Raw genomic sequence first — 18,033 nt, 5'->3', positions numbered from 1 at the left:
GGCGGCAGGGGCTATCCAGGGTGTATGGCAGGAAAACTCCCGCCATACACCCGGTGAACCCCTCCGGCCGCTGCCATCCCCGGCCGGCACTCAGGCAGACATGGGGCGCTGCACCTTGATCGACTGAAGCAGTCCCACCGCCACCCAGACCGCGAACATCGACGAGCCGCCGTACGACACGAACGGCAGTGGCAGACCGGTGACCGGCATGATGCCGAGGGTCATGCCGATGTTCTCGAAGGACTGGAAGGCGAACCAGGCCACGATCCCGGCGGCCACGATCGTGCCGTACAGCTCCGTCGAGTCGCGGGCGATGCGGCAGGCGCGCCACAGGACGACGCCGAGGAGGAGGATTATCAGGCCTGCCCCGAGGAAACCCAGCTCCTCCCCCGCCACCGTGAAGACGAAGTCCGTCTGCTGCTCGGGCACGAACTGGCCGGTGGTCTGCGAGCCGTGGAACAGGCCCGCGCCGGTCAGGCCGCCGGAGCCGATGGCGATGCGGGCCTGGTTGGTGTTGTAGCCGACGCCGGCGGGGTCGAGTTCCGGGTTGGCGAAGGCCGCGAAGCGGTTGATCTGGTACTCGTCCAGGATGTGCAGCTGCCAGATGGCGATACAGCCGAGGACGCCGGCGGTGAGCAGACCGAAGATCCAGCGGTTGGAGGCGCCGGAAGCGAGCAGCACGCCCAGGATGATGGCCACCATGGCCAGGACCGTGCCGAGGTCGGGCATGAGCATCACGATCAGGATCGGCACGGTGGCGAGGCCCAGCGCCTGCAGGACGGTGCGGTGGTCGGGGTACGGCTTGTCCCCGGCGTCGACCCGGGCGGCCAGCATCATCGCCATGCCCAGGGTGATCGTGACCTTCACGAACTCGGCGGGCTGGAGCGAGAAGCCGCCGCCGAGCACGATCCAGTTGCGGCTGCCGTTGATGGTGGCGCCGAGCGGGGTGAGGACCAGCAGGACCCCGAGGAGCGAGACGCCGTAGAGGATCGGCACGGCGTTGCGCAGGGCGCGGTGGCCGAGCCAGATCGTGCCGACCATCAGGGCGAGTCCGATGCCGGCGTTCATGATGTGCCGGAGCAGGAAGTAGTACGGGTCGCCCTGGTTGATCTCGGTGCGGTTGCGGGTCGCCGAGTAGACCAGCAGCGAGCCGATCAGCGAGAGGGCGAGGGCCGCGAGCAGCATCGGCCAGTCGAGCCGGCGGGCCAGCGAGTCACGGGCGAAGAGCTTGGTCCAGCCCGCTCGCTGGGGGCCGTATCCGGAGACGGAGAAGCTGTTGCCGGTCACGGGCGCGTCCTCCGGCTCCCCCTGCGGCGCGCCCGGTGCGGCCGCCTGCGGGTGTTGCTGTTGTTCGTTGTCGGTGACGGCGAGGTCCCCGGGGTCTGCTGGTCGGCCCCGTTGGTGGCGTTGTTCTTCTGGGAGGCCTCGACGTCCTTGGCCGGGTCGCCGACGATCTTCGGGGCGGTGATGGTGCCGTCCGGGCGCACCTTGGGCAGGGCCTTCTGCGGCTCGGGCAGCAGTGCCTTCTTGTTGTCGATCGAGCCGTCGCCCTGGACGCCGTAGAGCGCGCTGTAGATGTTGCGCACGGCCTCGCCGGAGGCTCCGGAACCCGTACCGGCCTGGGCGATCGTCATGATCACCGTGTAGTCCTTGGTGTAGGTGGCGAGCCACGAGGTGGTCTGCTTGCCGTAGACCTCGGCGGTACCGGTCTTGCCGTGCAGCGGGATCTTGTTCTGCGGCCAGCCGCCGAACTTCCAGGCGGCGGTACCGCGGGTGATGACGCCCGCGAAGGCGTCGTCCATGCCCTTGAGGGTGGCCTGGCTGACCGGCAGCCGGCCGGACTTCCTCGGCGGGATGGGCGTGACGGTCTTGCCGTCCGGGCTGACGATCGCCTTGCCGATGGTCGGGTGGTACATGGTGCCGCCGTTGGCGACGGCGCCGTAGATCACGGCCTCCTGGATCGGCGTGACGAGGGTGTCGCCCTGGCCGATGGAGTAGTTGATCTCGTCACCCTCGCGCATCTTGTTGCCCTCGAGGCAGTTCTCGTAATAGATCTTCTGGACGTAGGTGCCGTCCTTCTTGCCGTACTTGCACCAGGCGGACTTGTTGGCCTTCCAGTAGTCGAGCTTCCACTGGCGGTCGGGGACGCGGCCGGTGACCTCGTTGGGCAGGTCGACGCCGGTCTCCTTGCCGAGGCCGAACTGGTGGGCGGTCTTGAAGAACCAGTCCTTGGGCTGGCCCTTCTTGGGGTTGATGCCGCCGTCCCTCTTCCACTCACGGTCGGCGAGGCCGTAGAAGACGGTGTCGCAGGAGACCTCCAGGGCGCGGCCGAGGGAGATCGGGCCGAAGCTCTCGCCCTCGAAGTTCTTGAAGACCTGGCCGCCCACCGAGTACGAGCTGGTGCAGGGGTAGCCGCCGTCCCAGACGTAGCCGGCCTGGACCGCGGCGGCCGTGGAGACCACCTTGAAGGTCGAGCCGGGCGCCGCCTGACCCTGTATGGCGCGGTTGAGCAGCGGGTAGTCGGACTTCTTGCCGGTGAGGGCCTTGTAGTCCTTGCCGGAGATGCCGCCGACCCACACGTTCGGGTCGTAGGTGGGTGCCGAGGCCATGGCGACGATCCGGCCGGTCTTGGCCTCCATCACGACGACGGCGCCGGAGTCGGCCTTGTAGTTCTCGCCGGTGATCTTGTCGAACTGCTGGCGGGCGATCTTCATCGCCTTGTCCAGTTCGTACTCGGCGACGCGCTGGACGCGGGAGTCGATGCTGGTGACCAGGTTGGAGCCGGACTCGGCGGGGTCCGCCTTGGCCTTGCCGATGACCCGGCCGAGGTTGTCGACCTCGTAGCGGGTGACGCCTGCCTTGCCGCGCAGTTCCTTGTCGTACTGCCGCTCCAGGCCCGAGCGGCCGACCTGGTCGGAGCGCAGGTAGGGCGAGTCGGTGTCCTTGGCCTTCTGGATCTCGTCGTCGGTGACGGGCGAGAGATAGCCGAGGACCTGGGCGGTGTTGGACTTCGCGGGGCCCGCGTAGCGGCGCACGGCCTCGGGCTCGGCGGTGATGCCGGGGAAGTCCTCGGCGCGCTCACGGATCTGCAGCGCCTGCTTGGGCGTTGCCTCGTCGGTGATGGGGATCGGCTGGTACGGCGAGCCGTTCCAGCACGGCTGGGGGGTCTTGGAGTCGCAGAGCCGGACCTTCTGCTGGACCTCGTCGGGCGTCATGCCGAGGACTGCGGCCAGCTTGGCCAGGACGCCCTTGCCGTCGTCCTTCTGCTTGAGCAGGTCGGTACGGGAGGCGGAGACGACCAGGCGGGTCTCGTTGTCGGCGAGGGGCACGCCCCGGGCGTCCAGGATGTCACCGCGCACGGCGGGGTCGACGACCTGCTGGACGTGGTTGCCGGACGCCTCCTTCTGGTACTCGGCGCCCTCCCGGATCTGCAGGTACCACAGTCGGCCGCCGAGCGTGCCGAGGAGGGAGAGGACGAGGACCTGGATGACGACGAGTCTGATCTGGACCCGTTGGGTGCGTCCGGTCTCGGGAATGTTGGTCACTGCGGCTGTCTCCCCCTCTCAGTGCGCTGATGTCTGCGCGCGTACGGATGCGGACGTGTGGACCGATGCGCACGGGTACGTCGATGCGGACGGGTGTGCGTACGCCTGGTGCGTGTGGGCGCGTACACATGATGAACGACCGGCCTGTGAGCCCCCGTTCCACGAACGCTTCCCCGTTCGGGTGAACTCGTCGCTGTTCACAGCCGCTTGACCCCCTTGATGCGGCCGGCCCGCGCCGAGCGGGTGCGGGCCTTGGCCTTCAGGCCGCCGAGGCCGCCGCGCTGACTGCCGATGCGCAGGCCGGTGCCGGAGGACAGCCAGCCGGAGGAGATGTTCCCGGCGCCGGCGGCGGGGCCGGTCTCGGTCAGCGGGTCGTTGTCGGCGCGGCGGGCCAGCCACATGACCCCGGGCACCACGAACGGCGCGAGGAGCAGGTCGTACAGGGCGGCCGAGAACAGCAGCCCGGTCAGGCCGACATGACGGGCGGCGGTGTCGCCGACCAGGGCTCCGACGCCCGCGTAGAGCAGGGTGGAGCCGATGGCGGCGGCGACCACGACGGCCATCGGGCCGGTCGCCGACTTCAGCCGGCCGTTGTCCGGCTTGATGAGCCCGGCGAAGTAGCCGATGACGGACAGCACCAGGGCGTAGCGGCCGGCCGCGTGGTCGGCGGGCGGGGCGAGGTCGGCGAGCAGTCCGGCACCGAAGCCGACGAAGGCGCCGCCCACATGGCCGTACACCATGGCGAGGCCGAGGACGGTGAGCAGCAGCAGGTCGGGGACGGCGCCCGGCAGGTGCAGGCGGGCGAGCACGCTCACCTGGATCACCAGGGCGACGACGACCAGGGCGCTGGAGAGCAGGATCCGGTTGACACGCATGGGGATTCAGCTCCTACTGCTGCTGCTCGTCGGTGGAGGTCGCGTCGGCTGACGGGGTGACCGTGACGGTCACCGTCGGGGTCGGGACGGGCTTGGGCTTGACGGGCAGGACCTCGTCGCGGGGGTCCTTCTTCGGGCCCTGGACGACGACCCCGACGATGTCGAGCTTGGTGAAGCCGACGTACGGCGTGACGTAGAGCGTGCGGGTCAGGCCGCCACCGGAGGGGTCGACCCGGGAGACCACGCCGACCGGGACGCCCGGCACGAAGGGCTTGTCGGCCTGGGAGCCGAAGGTGACGAGACGGTCGCCCTTCTTCACCTCGGCCTTTCCGTTGAGGAGTTCGACGCGCAGCGGGCGGTCGCCCTGTCCGGAGGCGAAGCCCAGTTCGTCGCTGCCCTCCAAGCGGGTGCCGACGGTGAAGTCGGGGTCGTTGGCCAGCAGGACGGTGGAGGTGTCCGGGCCGACCGTGGTGACCCGGCCGACCAGCCCGTCCCCGTTCAGGACGGTCATGTCCCGCTGGATGCCGTCGCTCGCGCCGACGTCGATGGTGATGGTCCAGGAGAAGCCCTGCGCCGACCCTATGGCGATGACCTGGGCGCCCTTGATGCCGTACTGGCCCTCGCCGGCGATCTTCAGCATCTTGTCGAGCTGCGCCAGGCGGCTGCGGTTGCGGTCGTCGCTGCCGAGCTTCGCCTTGAGGGCCGCGTTCTCCTTCTCCAGCACGGCGAGCCGGTCGTGACGGCTGCCGGAGTCGCGGACGGCGGAGACTGCGTCACCGACGGGATTCACCGCGGAGGACAGTCCGTTCTCGACGGGGCCGAACACCGCGGCCGCGGCCGACCGAGCGCCGTCGACCGGCGAGTTCCGGCCTCCGCGGATATCCACCGTGATCAGCGCGAACGCGATGGCGACCAGCAGGACCAGGAGCAACCGGCTCTCTTTCGTGTCCCTCACGTGCGGCGGCCGTGCCCTTCCTCGATAGGAATTCGGGGACCCCCGGGCGCACGGGCGAGACGCCGGCCCGAGAAGTCCATGTGCGGGAGCTTATGCGGCTCAATCAACGATCCGCCGCACGAGGGGAGATGGTCTCGTACGGCGGAATCGAACAGTTACCTCATCTGCGCGGCTGGGCGTCCAGAACCTGCTGAAGTGCCTCGAACTCCTCGACACACTTGCCGGATCCGAGCGCCACGCTGTCCAGCGGGTCCTCGGCGATGTGGATCGGCATTCCCGTCTCACGCCGCAGGCGCTCGTCGAGCCCGCGCAGCAGGGCCCCGCCACCGGTCAGAACGATTCCTCTGTCCATGATGTCGCCGGACAGCTCCGGCGGACACTTGTCGAGAGTCGTCTTGACGGCGTCGACGATCGCGTTGACCGGTTCCTCGATCGCCTTGCGCACCTCGGCGGCGGCGATGACGACGGTCTTGGGCAGTCCGGAGACGAGGTCCCGTCCGCGGACTTCGGTGTGCTCGTCGGAGTCGAGGTCGTACGCCGAACCGATCGTGATCTTGATCTGTTCGGCCGTCCGCTCACCCAGCAGAAGGCTGTACTCCTTCTTGATGTACTGGATGATCGCGTTGTCCAGTTCGTCGCCGGCGACGCGGATGGACTGGGCGGTGACGATGCCGCCGAGCGAGATGACCGCGACCTCCGTGGTACCGCCGCCGATGTCCACCACCATGTTGCCGGTGGCCTCGTGGACCGGCAGCCCCGAGCCGATGGCGGCGGCCATGGGCTCCTCGATGATGTGCACCTGGCGGGCTCCCGCCTGGGAGGACGCCTCGATGACCGCGCGGCGCTCGACGCCGGTGATGCCCGAGGGCACACAGACGACGACACGCGGACGGGCGAGATAGCGCCGCTTGTGGATCTTCAGGATGAAGTAGCGGAGCATACGCTCGGTGATCTCGAAGTCGGCGATCACGCCGTCCTTCAGCGGACGCACGGCCACGATGTTGCCCGGCGTCCGGCCGATCATCTTCTTCGCTTCGGCACCGACCGCGAGGATCCCACCGGTGTTGGTGTTGATCGCGACCACGGACGGCTCGTTGAGTACGATCCCGCGACCCCTGACGTACACCAGCGTGTTGGCGGTCCCGAGGTCGACAGCCATGTCACGGCCGATGAACGACATTGAGTTCCCCATCAGGATTCGTCTGGCCTTCCCACGAGCTTTTGAGGGCTTTTCAGGTAGGCGAGGTGGGTGCTGTGACGTGAAGGCTTCCATCGTAGACGCGCCTGCACGAACACTGCGCGAGGGTCTTCGCCATTGTCAGCAGATGGCGCGGCGCCTCGCTTGTGGAGACGGTCCATCGGAGGCACGCGTTCCCCCGATCGGCAACGCATATGCCAAGGGACGGCCGAAAACGTATGGCCGCCCCAGGTCAGGGTTCCAAGGAGACCTGACGGACCCTCAGAAAATTTATCGGAAACCTTGCCCGGCGTGGCCCTGGCACGCCGGGCGCCACGGGTCAGCCGCGGCCCGGGAAGAAGATCTTCACCTCGCGCTCGGCCGACTCCTCCGAGTCGGACGCGTGGATCAGGTTCTCGCGGACGATCACGCCGAAGTCTCCGCGGATGGAGCCGGGGGCGGCCGCGATCGGGTCGGTCGGGCCGGTCAGCTGACGCACGCCCTCGATGACCCGCTCACCCTCGACGATCAGGGCGACGACCGGACCGGAGGACATGAAGTCCACCAGCGGCTCGTAGAAGGGCTTGCCGACGTGCTCGGCGTAGTGCTGCTCCAGCATGGCGCGGTCCAGGGTGCGCAGCTCCAGCGCGGTGATCTGCCAGCCGGCCTTGCGCTCGATCCGGCCGATGATCTCGCCGGTCAGACCGCGACGGACGGCGTCGGGCTTGAGCAGGACGAGGGTGCGCTGAGTCACGGGGGCTCCTTACGACTGACGTGTGCGGTGGGACGAGGCTACAGGGCGTGTCCGTGTTGCCGTCACGCAGCGTCAGGTGTAGAGGGCGAGTCCGACCGGGCGGCGAAGCGGGCCTTGGCCTCGTCGACCTTTCTGCCGTAGTGCACCGACGCCCACCACAGGGCCGCGAAGACCACACCCAGGATGTACATCATCGGGACGAAGACGCCGGAGGCGATCAGGGCGAGCTGCAGGGCCCAGCCGAGGGCGACGCCGCCCGGCCGCGTCACCATGCCGCACAGCAGCACACACAGGGCCATGGCGATGCCGCAGACCAGCCACACCGTCGAGGTGGACAAGCTCGGGTCCTTCATGGCCACGAGCCCGGCGAACCCGACGATGAAGAACTCGCCGATCAGCGTCGATGAACAGAGCGTACGCACGACGAACCCTCAGCCCTTTCCCAGGAGCAGGCGGGCCTCGCCCACCGTGATGACCGAGCCGGTGACCAGCACCCCGCCGCCCGCGAACTCGCCCTCCTCCTCGGCCAGCGTGATCGCCGCCTCCAGAGCCTCGGGCAGCCGCGGCTCGACCTGGACCCGCTCCTCGCCGAACACCTCGACGGCGATCGCGGCCAACTCGTCCGCGTCCATGGCGCGGTGGCTGGAGTTCTGGGTGACGACGACCTCGGCGAAGATCGGCTCGAAGGCCTCCAGCAGCCCTCGTACGTTCTTGTCGGCGCTCGCCCCGACGACACCGATCAGCCGACTGAAGTCGAACGCCTCCCGCACGGCCTCGGCGGTGACCTCGGCGCCCGCCGGGTTGTGCGCGGCGTCCAGCACGATCGTGGGAGAGCGCCGGACGACCTCGAGGCGGCCCGGCGAGGTGACGGCCGCGAAGGCCTTGCGCACCGTGTCGATGTCCAGCGGCTGCGCGCGCTGCGCGCCGACCCCGAAGAACGCCTCGACGGCGGCGAGCGCCACGGCGGCGTTGTGCGCCTGGTGGGCGCCGTGCAGCGGCAGGTACACCTCCTGGTACTCACCGCCCAGGCCGCGCAGGGTGATGAGCTGGCCGCCGACGGCGACCTGCCGGTCCACGACGCCGAACTCCAGGCCCTCACGGGCCACGGTGGCGTTCTCCTCGACGGCCTTCCTCAGCAGCACCTGCGCCGCGTCCACCGGCTGCTGCGCCATGATCACGGTCGCGTCCCGCTTGATGATGCCGGCCTTCTCGGTGGCGATCTGCGCGGGCGTCTCGCCGAGGCGGTCGGTGTGGTCCAGAGCGATGGGGGTGACCACCGCGACGTCGCCGTCGATCACGTTCGTCGCGTCCCAGCTGCCGCCCATGCCGACCTCGACGACGGCGACGTCGACGGGGGCGTCCGCGAAGGCCGCGTACGCCATGCCGGTCAGCACCTCGAAGAAGGACAGGCGGTACTCCTGCGAGGAGTCGACCATCTCCACGTACGGCTTGATGTCCTGGTACGTCTCGATGAACCGCTCGGCGGAGATCGGGGCGCCGTCCAGGCTGATCCGCTCGGTGACCGACTGGACGTGCGGGCTGGTGTAGCGGCCCGTGCGCAGGTCGAAGGCGCCGAGGAGGGCCTCGATCATGCGGGCGGTGGAGGTCTTGCCGTTCGTGCCCGTGATGTGGATCGACGGGTACGCGCGCTGCGGATCGCCCAGCACGTCCATCAGGGCGGCGATCCGGGTGACGGAGGGCTCCAGCTTGGTCTCGCCCCAGCGGGTGGCCAGCTCCGTCTCGACCTCGCGCAGCGCCTTGTCGACCTCGGGGTCCTCCGGCCGCGCCGGTACGTCGGCGTACGGCTGCCCGCCCTGGGTCCGCAGGGTACGGCTGCCGGCCTCGATCACCGCGAGGTCGGGGTCGCGGGTGGTTTCGGCTTCGACGAGTTCGTCGAAGCCGTCGAGGGGGTCTGGGGTGTCGCTGGTGCCGGGGTGGTCGCTCACGGTGCCAGTCTACGGAGCGGTGGTGACAATCGGCCGGTTCGGGGTGGTCGCTCACCGTTGCCGGGTGCGGGATGGCCGCGCGGCGCCGGCACGGGGTGGCTTGCCTTGTCAGGCGGCTGCGGGTCCGTCGTGGCTTGTCGCCCCCCAGTTCTCGGCTTCGCTCGAACCGGGGGGAGCCTCATCGCGGCGGAGCCGCATACGGATGGAGCCCCGCGTCCCCAGGGAGCTGAAAGCCCCCGGCGCTCCCCACGCGCCGGGGGTCCTCAGCCAGGTAGCACGACCTACGCCTGCGGCAGGCGGTCCAGCTGGGCCTGGATGCGGGTGATGTCCTCGTCCGCCTTGGCCAGGCGGGTGCGGATCTTGTCGACCACGTGATCCGGGGCCTTGGCCAGGAAGGCCTCGTTACCGAGCTTGGCGTTGGCCTGGGCCTTCTCCTTCTCGGCGGCGGCGAGGTCCTTCGCGAGGCGCTTGCGCTCGGCGGCGACGTCGATGGTGCCGGAGAGGTCCAGCGCCACCTCGGCACCGGCGACCGGGAGGGTCGCCGTCGCCGCGAAGGACTCGCCCTCCGGCTGCAGGCGCAGCAGCTGGCGGATGGCGGCCTCGTGCGGCGCCAGGGCCGTGCCGTCCAGGGCCAGGCGGGCCGGGACGCGCTGGCCGGGCTGGAGGCCCTGGTCGGCGCGGAAGCGGCGGACCTCGGTGATGACCGACTGGAGGGTCTCGATCTCCCGCTCGGCGTCGGCGTCGCGGAAGCCCGAGTCGTTCGGCCACTCGGCGACGACCAGCGACTCACCGCCCGTCAGCGTCGTCCACAGGGTCTCCGTGACGAACGGGACCACCGGGTGCAGCAGCTTGAGGGTGACGTCGAGGACCTCGCCGAGGACCCGCTTGCTGACCTCGGCCGGCTCGCCGCCCGCCTGGAACGTCGTCTTGGACAGCTCGACGTACCAGTCGAAGACCTCGTCCCACGCGAAGTGGAAGAGGGCGTCGGAGAGCTTGGCGAACTGGAAGTCCTCGTAGTACGCGTCGACTTCGGCGACCGTCGAATTGAGGCGCGAGAGGATCCAGCGGTCCGTGGCCGACATGGCCGACGGCTCGGGCAGCGGGCCCTCGACCGTCGCGCCGTTCATCAGCGCGAAGCGGGTCGCGTTCCAGATCTTGTTGGCGAAGTTGCGGGAGCCCTGGACCCAGTCCTCGCCGATCGGGACGTCGACGCCGGGGTTGGCGCCGCGCGCGAGGGTGAAGCGGAGGGCGTCGCTGCCGTACTTGTCCATCCAGTCCAGCGGGTTGACCGCGTTGCCGAAGGACTTCGACATCTTCTTGCCGAACTGGTCGCGGACCATGCCGTGCAGGGCGATGGTGTGGAACGGCGGGGTGCCGTCCATCGCGTACAGGCCGAACATCATCATCCGGGCGACCCAGAAGAAGAGGATGTCGTAGCCGGTGACCAGGACGGAGTTCGGGTAGAACTTCGCGAGCGACTCGGTCTGTTCGGGCCAGCCCAGCGTGGAGAAGGGCCACAGGCCGGAGGAGAACCAGGTGTCGAGGACGTCGGTGTCCTGGTGCCAGCCCTCGCCGGCCGGCGGCTCCTCGTCGGGGCCGACGCAGCGGACCTCGCCGTCCGGGCCGTACCAGACCGGGATGCGGTGGCCCCACCACAACTGCCGCGAGATGCACCAGTCGTGGAGGTTGTCGACCCAGTCGAAGTACCGCTTCTCCATCTCCTGCGGGTGGATCTTGACGCGGCCGTCGCGGACGGCGTCGCCCGCCGCCTTCGCCAGCGGGCCGACCTTGACCCACCACTGCATGGAAAGGCGCGGCTCGATGGTGGTCTTGCAGCGCGAGCAGTGGCCGACGGAGTGGACGTAGGGCCGCTTCTCGGCGACGATCCGGCCCTCGGCGCGCAGCGCTGCGACGATGGCGGAGCGGGCCTCGAGCCGGTCCATGCCCTGGAAGGGGCCGTGGACGGTGATGACGGCGTGCTCGTCCATGACGGTGATGGCCGGCAGGTCGTGACGCTGGCCGATCTCGAAGTCGTTCGGGTCGTGGGCGGGCGTCACCTTGACGGCGCCGGTGCCGAACTCGGGGTCGACGTGCTCGTCGGCGACGACCGGGATGGAACGGTCGGTCAGCGGCAGCCTGATGAGCTTGCCGACCAGGTGCTTGTAGCGCTCGTCCTCGGGGTGGACGGCGACGGCCGTGTCACCGAGCATCGTCTCGGCGCGGGTGGTGGCGACGACGATGGTGTCGTCCCCCTCGCCGTACTTCATGGAGACGAGCTCGCCGTCGTCGTCCTGGTACTCGACCTCGATGTCGGAGATGGCCGTCAGACAGCGCGGGCACCAGTTGATGATGCGCTCGGCGCGGTAGATCAGCTCGTCGTCGTACAGGCGCTTGAAGATGGTCTGGACGGCCTGGGACAGGCCCTCGTCCATGGTGAAGCGCTCGCGCGACCACGCGACGCCGTCGCCCAGGCGGCGCATCTGACCGCTGATCTGGCCGCCGGACTCGCCCTTCCACTGCCAGACGCGCTCGACGAAGGCCTCGCGGCCCAGGTCGTGGCGGGACTTGCCCTCCTTGCCCAGCTCGCGCTCGACGACGTTCTGGGTGGCGATGCCGGCGTGGTCCATGCCGGGCTGCCACAGGGTCTCGTGACCCTGCATGCGCTTACGGCGGGTCAGCGCGTCGATGAGCGTGTGCTCGAAGGCGTGGCCCAGGTGGAGGCTGCCGGTGACGTTGGGCGGCGGGATGACGACGGTGAACGGCGGCTTGTCACTCTTCTCGTCCGCCTCGAAGTAACCGCGCTCCACCCAGCGCTCGTACAGCGGCCCCTCTACATCGGCCGGCGCGTACTGGGTCGGCAGTTCGGTGTCGGGCGCGGTTGGCTGCTGCTGAGCGTTCTCGGTCACGGGAGTCAGTTTAGAGGTGTCACGGGGTGGTCCCGAAACGCGTTTGTTCCGTAACGGTGAGACCCCCGGTGCCGTGAGATTCCCGGGCCTGGTTCAGGATGTCAGGAAGACATAAGCATCTGGAGGGGAACCCAGGAATGAGCGACAACCAGCCGGGCCCGTACGGTGGTCCGCCCCAGCAGCCGGGACCGTACGGCCAGCCGGGGCAGCCGGGTCCCTACGGCCAGCCCCAGCAGCCGGGTCCCTACGGCCAGCCGGGACCCTACGGCCAGCAGCCGCAGGCACCGCAGCCCGGCTACGGCCAGCAGCCGGGGACTCCCCAGCCCGGCTACGGCTACCCCCAGCAGGCTCCTCCGGCCGCCCCGCAGCCCGGCTACGGCTATCCGCAGCAGCAGGGCATGCCCCCGCAGCCCCCGTACGGCCAGCAGCCGCCCTACGGCCAGCAGCCCTACGGCGCCCCGCAGCCGCCGGCCGCCGGTGGCGGCGGCAAGAAGACGGCCCTGATCATCGGTGCCGTGGCCGTGGTGGCCGCGATCGCCGTCGGTGCGTACTTCGTGTTCAGCGGGTCCGGTGGCAGCAGCGTCGCGGACGACGGCCCGCACAAGCTGGTCACCCCGGCGACCGTGCTGACGGAGTACAAGAAGGGTGACGGCGACAGCGGCACCATGACGGACTCCGACATGAAGGACGCCGAGAAGTGGGGGGTGCACAACCCCAAGGACATCAGCGCCCAGTACAAGGCCGGGGACGAGAGCAATCCGCTGAGCCAGAAGATGATCCAGTTCGGCGGCGTCTACGGCACGATCGACGATCCCGAGAAGACCGTCGACGCGATGTTCGCCACCATGAAGGACGAGGGCAGCAAGGACAAGGAACAGAAGTACGCCCTGGAGGGCGAGCCGAAGGCGTACACGCCGTCCTCGCTCGACGGCGCGGTCCTGAAGTGCCAGCAGGCCAAGGCCGACACCTCCGACAGCACCGGGTCGTCCGGTGGTCCCAAGGAGATGCACATGACGATCTGCATCTGGGGCGACCACAGCACGCTCGGTCTCGTCATGCCCATGGATTTCGCCACCATGGCGGCCGGCAGGAACAGCGACCCGGCCGCCGACGCCGAGTTGACGGCCAAGTTCCGCGACGCGGTTCGCGTCAAGGCCTGACGCGGACGGCGACAACGGCGAAGGGGCCCCGGTCGGTCGACCGGGGCCCCTTCCCATGGGTCCGTCACATGGGCCTGTGCGGACTACGCCGTCTTCTGCTCGCCCGTTCCGCGGCCGCGGGCGTCGCGGGGGATCAGGGTCGGGTTCACGTTGGAGTGGACCACGTCCGCCGTGATGACGACGCGGGCGACGTCCTTGCGGGACGGGACCTCGTACATCACGGACATGAGGACTTCCTCCATGATGGCGCGCAGGCCGCGGGCGCCGGTCTGGCGGAGGATGGCCTGGTCGGCGATGGCCTCCAGGGCCTCGCGCTCGAAGTCCAGCTCCACGCCGTCGAGTTCGAAGAGGCGCTGGTACTGCTTGACGAGCGCGTTGCGGGGCTCGACGAGGATCTGGAGCAGGGCCTCGCGGTCGAGGTTGTGGACCGAGGTGATGACCGGCAGCCGGCCGATGAACTCGGGGATCATGCCGAACTTGACCAGGTCCTCCGGCATGACGTCCTCGAAGACGTCCTTCTCCTCCAGCTCGCGCTTGGAGAGGATCGTGGCGCCGAAGCCGATGCCCTTGGCGCCCGCACGCGCCTCGATGATCTTCTCAAGCCCGGAGAACGCGCCGCCCACGATGAACAGGACGTTCGTCGTGTCGATCTGGATGAACTCCTGGTGGGGGTGCTTGCGGCCGCCCTGGGGCGGGACCGAGGCCGTGGTGCCCTCGAGGATCTTCAGGAGCGCCTGCTGGACACCCTCGCCGGAGACGTCGCGGGTGATCGACGGGTTCTCGCTCTTGCGGGCGACCTTGTCGATCTCGTCGATGTAGATGATCCCGGTCTCGGCCTTCTTGACGTCGTAGTCGGCCGCCTGGATGAGCTTCAGGAGGATGTTCTCGACGTCCTCGCCCACGTAGCCCGCCTCCGTCAGCGCCGTCGCGTCGGCGATGGCGAAGGGGACGTTCAGCATGCGGGCCAGGGTCTGGGCCAGCAGTGTCTTGCCGGAGCCGGTGGGGCCGAGCAGCAGGATGTTGGACTTCGCCAGCTCGATGGCGTCGTCGCGGTTCTGGGCGCCGCCGTTCTCACCGGCCTGGACGCGCTTGTAGTGGTTGTACACCGCGACCGACAGGGCCTTCTTGGCGGCCTCCTGGCCGACCACGTAGCCCTCGAGGAACTCGTAGATCTCGCGGGGCTTCGGCAGCTCCTCCCAGCGCACCTCGCTGGTCTCCGCGAGCTCTTCCTCGATGATCTCGTTGCAGAGATCGATGCACTCGTCGCAGATGTACACACCGGGACCTGCGATGAGCTTCTTGACCTGCTTCTGGCTCTTGCCGCAGAACGAGCACTTGAGCAGATCGCCGCCGTCACCGATGCGTGCCACGGTGTGCTTCCCCTTCGCCTGGGAGACGCCCGGACGCTTTCGAGTCCAGCGGCTCCTGGTGCTGCCTTATGTCCGACGGTACCTTGCCTGGCCCTGTGTTCGGGTCCCCCTTGGCAGGGTTCACTTTGACGTGACTCCTGCCAAGGGGGCCTGCGAGTGCAGTGCCAGGGTCAGCGAACCGACTCGTTGTTCATCTTGCGGGTGGAGATGATCTGGTCGACGAGGCCGTACTCCAGCGCCTCCTCGGCCGTGAGGATCTTGTCGCGCTCGATGTCCTCGCGGATCTTCTCGATCGGCCGGTTGGTGTGCTTGGCCAGCATGTTCTCCAGCTGCTCACGCATCCGGGTGAACTCGTTGGCGATGATCTCCAGGTCCGAGAGCTGACCGCGGCCGGTGGAGCCGGCCGGCTGGTGGATCAGCACACGGGAGTTCGGCAGCGCCATGCGCTTGCCCGGCGTACCGGCGGCCAGCAGGATCGCCGCGGCGGAGGCCGCCTGGCCCATGCAGACCGTCTGGATGTCGGGCTTCACGAACTGCATCGTGTCGTAGATCGCCGTCAGGGCGGTCATGTCGCCACCGGGGCTGTTGATGTAGATCGAGATGTCCCGGTCCGGGTCCATCGACTCCAGGCACAGCAGCTGCGCCATGACGTCGTTGGCGGAGGCGTCGTCGATCTGGACGCCCAGGAAGATCACGCGCTCCTCGAAGAGCTTCGCGTACGGGTCGTACTCACGGATGCCCTGGGAGGTGCGCTCGACGAAGCGCGGGATGACGTAGCGGCTGTCGGGGCGGGGCCCTTCGTACATGCCGCTGGCGGCGGAGAGGTTGCTCATGGGATGTTCACCGTCCTGGTGGCGTTCTGGGGGCTGGGGGCGTGGCGGTGCGTGGCGCGGCCGGGCCGGTCAGGCACCGGTGCCGCCGCCTCCCGGAACACCCGAGGCGTGCGTGATGATCTCGTCAATGAGACCGTACTCCTTGGCCTCTTGCGGGGTGAACCAGCGGTCGCGGTCGCCGTCGCGGATGATCGTCTCGACGGTCTGGCCGGAGTGCAGCGCGGTGAGCTCGGACATGGTCTTCTTGGTGCGCAGCAGGTACTGGGCCTGGATCTTGATGTCCGAGACCGTACCGCCCAGGCCCGCGGAGCCCTGGTGCATCATGATGTCCGTGTGCGGCAGGGCGAAGCGCTTGCCGGCGGTGCCGCCGGTGAGCAGGAACTGGCCCATCGAGGCCGCCATGCCCATGCCGATCGTGACCACGTCGTTCGGGATGTACTGCATGGTGTCGTAGATCGCCATGCCGGCCGTCACCGAGCCGCCGGGGCTGTTGATGTAGAGGTAGATGTCCTTGTCCGGATCGGCGGCGAGGAGCAGCAGCTGCGCGGTGATCTTGTTGGCGATGTCGTCGTCGACCTGCTGGCCGAGGAAGATGATCCGCTCGTTGAGCAGCCGGTTGTAGACCTGGTCACCGAGGCCACCACCGATGGAAGGCTCGCCGGCGGCGGAGGGCATCAGATTCGTCACGTATCCACCTGCTCGTCTTACGACGGCGCCGGGCCGTCTCATTGTTCTGCCTTTCATGGACCCTAACGCGACGGTCCCTTCGGAGAATCCCGGGAATGCGGGTGTTCGCCGGGGGCGTAGCGGCTCCGGCGGGTGCCGGGTGCCCACTCGTCGTCGCGTGTGCGGTGCGTCGGCGCGTGCGGGTCCGATCGTGGCCGGTCGCGCGGTTCCCCGCGCCCCTTCGGGTCGGCTGCTCGTCTCGGTACAGGATCCTCCGGCCCCTTCAGGGCGGCCAGTCGGCCCGGTATGGCGAACGGGCCCCGGGGATGGTCCCCAGGGCCCGTCGGAAGCGCGTCAGAGGCGCCGTGGGGCTCAGCCCTCGGTCTTGTCCTCGGCGTCCTCGGAGGAGCCTTCCGCGGCCTCGGCCGTCTCGACGGCGGCCTCGGTCTCCTCCTCCTCGTCGTCCAGGTCGACGACCTCGCCGTTGGTGTCCTTCACCGTGGCGGCCTCGACCACGAGGGCCAGGGCCTTGCCGCGGGCGACCTCGCCGACGAGCAGCGGCACCTGGCCGCCCTCGACGACGGCCTGGGCGAACTGGTCGGGGGACATGCCGGAGGAGGCCGCACGCCGCATGAGGTGCTCGGTGAGCTCCTCCTGGTTGACGTTGAGGTTCTCCTTCTTGACCAGCTCGTCGAGGACGAACTGGGTCTTGATGCCCTTGACCGCGGCATCGCGGGTCTCGGTCTCGAACTCCTCGGCGGTCTTGCCCTGGATCTCCAGGTACTTGTCGAGGGTCAGGCCCATCTGGCCGAGCTGGTGGTGCTCCAGGTTGTGCTTGCGGGTGTTGATCTCGTCCTCGAGCAGCTTCTCGGGGACCGGGACCTCGACCAGCTCGAGGAGCTTGTCCAGGACGCGCTCCTGGGCCTGGGTGGCCTGGTCGTACTGCTTCATGTTGGCCAGGCGCTTGCGGCTGTCGGCCCTGAGCTCGTCCAGGGTGTCGAACTCGGAGGCGAGCTGCGCGAACTCGTCGTCCAGCGCGGGCAGTTCACGGGCGGCGACCTGGGTGACCTTGACAGTGACCTCGGACTCCTTGCCCGCGGCCGAGCCGCCCTTGAGCTCGGAGGTGAAGGTGGCCTCGCCACCGGCCTCCAGGCCCTTCACGGCGTCGTCGATGCCGTCCAGCAGCTCGCCGGAGCCGATGGTGTAGGAGACGCCCTCGGCGACGCCGTCCTCGAGGACCTCGCCGTCGACCTTGGCCTCCAGGTCCACGGTGACGACGTCGCCGTCCTCGGCGGCGCGCTCCACCGGGGAGGTGGAGGCGAAGCGCTCGCGGAGCTGCTCGACCGACTTCTCGATGTCCTCGTCGCTCACCTCGACGGCGTCGACCTCGACCTCGATGCCGGAGTAGTCCGGGATCTCCAGGGCCGGGCGGATGTCGACCTCGGCGGTGAAGTTCAGCGTCTCGCCGTCCTTCAGCTCGGTGATGTCGACCTCGGGCTGGCCCAGCGGGCTGAGCTCGGCCTCGTTGACCGCCTCGGTGTAGAACTTCGGAAGCGCGTCGTTGACGGCCTCCTCGAGCACGGCGCCACGACCGAACCGCTGGTCGATGACCCGGGCGGGGATCTTGCCCTTGCGGAAGCCCTTCACCGTGACCTGCTGGTTGATCTTCTTGTACGCCGCGTCGAGGCTGTCCTTGAGCTCCTCGAAGGGCACCTCGACAGTGAGCCGAACCCGGGTCGGGTTCAGGGTCTCCACGGCGCTCTTCACGGTTCGGTCTCCTTGTGGCTGACTTCTTGGGTTCTGCCGGAGCCAGACAGCTCCGGCGGATTGATCGCCCGGAGGGGTA

General features: G+C 68.9%; 14 protein-coding genes. 1 reads left to right on the top strand and 13 read right to left on the bottom strand.

Going from position 1 to position 18,033, the window contains the following annotated elements; translation table 11 throughout:
* Positions 1 to 90: 90 nt before the first annotated feature.
* From rodA to ACWD5D_RS03620, 9 genes are all read right to left on the bottom strand, one after another.
* Entirely contained in the window at positions 91 to 1,287 is a 1,197-nt protein-coding gene (gene rodA, locus ACWD5D_RS03660) for a rod shape-determining protein RodA (protein WP_451371140.1), read from the bottom strand.
* Positions 1,284 to 3,545, bottom strand: coding sequence for a penicillin-binding protein 2 (mrdA, locus tag ACWD5D_RS03655; protein ID WP_451371139.1), 2,262 nt, complete (start codon positions 3,543 to 3,545; stop codon positions 1,284 to 1,286). Before mrdA ends, rodA begins: the two co-directional genes overlap by 4 nt.
* A gap of 197 nt (positions 3,546 to 3,742) precedes the next feature.
* Positions 3,743 to 4,420, bottom strand: a complete 678-nt coding sequence (gene mreD, locus ACWD5D_RS03650) for a rod shape-determining protein MreD (RefSeq protein ID WP_451371138.1) — start codon at positions 4,418 to 4,420, stop codon at positions 3,743 to 3,745.
* Positions 4,421 to 4,433: 13 nt separating this feature from the next.
* The gene (gene mreC, locus ACWD5D_RS03645; RefSeq protein WP_451371137.1) at positions 4,434 to 5,375 is read right to left on the bottom strand and encodes a rod shape-determining protein MreC; all 942 of its coding nucleotides are present in this window, start codon (positions 5,373 to 5,375) and stop codon (positions 4,434 to 4,436) included.
* 160 nt (positions 5,376 to 5,535) lie between these two features.
* Positions 5,536 to 6,555, bottom strand: coding sequence for a rod shape-determining protein (locus ACWD5D_RS03640; protein ID WP_451371136.1), 1,020 nt, complete (start codon positions 6,553 to 6,555; stop codon positions 5,536 to 5,538).
* 337 nt (positions 6,556 to 6,892) lie between these two features.
* A complete protein-coding gene (ndk, locus tag ACWD5D_RS03635) occupies positions 6,893 to 7,306 on the bottom strand; it encodes a nucleoside-diphosphate kinase (RefSeq protein WP_451371135.1) in 414 nt (137 codons plus the stop codon).
* A gap of 62 nt (positions 7,307 to 7,368) precedes the next feature.
* Positions 7,369 to 7,728 (bottom strand): DUF4233 domain-containing protein, encoded by a 360-nt coding sequence (locus tag ACWD5D_RS03630; protein WP_451371134.1) that lies wholly within the window; start codon positions 7,726 to 7,728, stop codon positions 7,369 to 7,371.
* A gap of 9 nt (positions 7,729 to 7,737) precedes the next feature.
* Positions 7,738 to 9,252 (bottom strand): bifunctional tetrahydrofolate synthase/dihydrofolate synthase, encoded by a 1,515-nt coding sequence (gene folC, locus ACWD5D_RS03625; RefSeq protein WP_451371133.1) that lies wholly within the window; start codon positions 9,250 to 9,252, stop codon positions 7,738 to 7,740.
* 281 nt (positions 9,253 to 9,533) lie between these two features.
* Positions 9,534 to 12,158, bottom strand: a complete 2,625-nt coding sequence (locus ACWD5D_RS03620) for a valine--tRNA ligase (protein ID WP_451371132.1) — start codon at positions 12,156 to 12,158, stop codon at positions 9,534 to 9,536.
* 137 nt (positions 12,159 to 12,295) lie between these two features.
* Between ACWD5D_RS03620 and ACWD5D_RS03615 the strand changes: the two genes are divergently transcribed.
* Positions 12,296 to 13,318, top strand: coding sequence for a hypothetical protein (locus tag ACWD5D_RS03615; protein ID WP_451371131.1), 1,023 nt, complete (start codon positions 12,296 to 12,298; stop codon positions 13,316 to 13,318).
* Between the two features lie 83 nt (positions 13,319 to 13,401).
* Here the strand turns inward: ACWD5D_RS03615 and clpX are convergent, their stop codons facing one another.
* The 4 genes from clpX to tig form a co-directional block, all read right to left on the bottom strand.
* Positions 13,402 to 14,688 carry an ATP-dependent Clp protease ATP-binding subunit ClpX gene (gene clpX / locus ACWD5D_RS03610; RefSeq protein WP_451371130.1) on the bottom strand — a complete coding sequence of 429 codons (1,287 nt, stop codon included), beginning with the start codon at positions 14,686 to 14,688 and terminating at the stop codon, positions 13,402 to 13,404.
* A 170-nt stretch (positions 14,689 to 14,858) separates the two neighbouring features.
* Positions 14,859 to 15,521 carry an ATP-dependent Clp protease proteolytic subunit gene (locus tag ACWD5D_RS03605; protein ID WP_451371129.1) on the bottom strand — a complete coding sequence of 221 codons (663 nt, stop codon included), beginning with the start codon at positions 15,519 to 15,521 and terminating at the stop codon, positions 14,859 to 14,861.
* 69 nt (positions 15,522 to 15,590) lie between these two features.
* Positions 15,591 to 16,196: an ATP-dependent Clp protease proteolytic subunit gene (locus ACWD5D_RS03600; RefSeq protein ID WP_451371566.1), complete on the bottom strand. Its 606-nt coding sequence runs from the start codon at positions 16,194 to 16,196 to the stop codon at positions 15,591 to 15,593.
* Between the two features lie 363 nt (positions 16,197 to 16,559).
* The gene (gene tig, locus ACWD5D_RS03595; RefSeq protein WP_451371128.1) at positions 16,560 to 17,954 is read right to left on the bottom strand and encodes a trigger factor; all 1,395 of its coding nucleotides are present in this window, start codon (positions 17,952 to 17,954) and stop codon (positions 16,560 to 16,562) included.
* Between the last annotated feature and the right edge of the window lie 79 nt (positions 17,955 to 18,033).

The organism is Streptomyces sp. NPDC002520, assembly GCF_053595235.1.
This window is presented reverse-complemented; position numbering and strand designations above follow the sequence as displayed.